Source organism: uncultured Litoreibacter sp., assembly GCF_947487515.1.
GTDB lineage: Bacteria > Pseudomonadota > Alphaproteobacteria > Rhodobacterales > Rhodobacteraceae > Litoreibacter.
The window spans coordinates 1-437 of sequence record NZ_CANKWO010000008.1; the positions used below are offsets into that span (position 1 = coordinate 1).

At 56.1% G+C, this 437-nt stretch carries 1 protein-coding gene; it reads left to right on the forward strand.

Annotated elements, in window-relative coordinates; genetic code table 11:
• Positions 1-437, forward strand: a 437-nt coding sequence (locus Q0746_RS16670) for a porin (protein ID WP_298262239.1), incomplete at both ends; no start/stop codon positions are given.

Below are 437 nucleotides of genomic sequence, written 5' to 3' on the forward strand. Positions count from 1 at the left end.
ATGTCCGGCGAAACAGACAACGGCCTGACATTCGGCGCGTCTGTTGATCTGGACGAAGGTGGCGCAATCTCCAACGCGACACAGAACAACGCTGACGACGGCGGCGCAACTATCTTCGTATCCGGTGCTTTCGGTACAGTAACAATGGGCGACACAGACGGTGCGCTTGATTGGGCTTTGACTGAAGCTGGCAACGTGGGCAACCCAGGTTCCATCGCGGATGACGAAACTTCCCACGCTGGTTACCTCGGTTCCTACCTTGACGGTGGCAACGACAACCAAATCCTGCGTTGGGATTACACATCGGGCGCATTCGGTGTTGCTGTTTCCTTGGAAGACGACAACGGTTCCGCCGCTGCTTCCTCCGGCATCGGTTACGCGATTGGTTTCAAATACGCTTTGGACCTGTCCGGCACGACTGTTAACTTCGGTCTTGG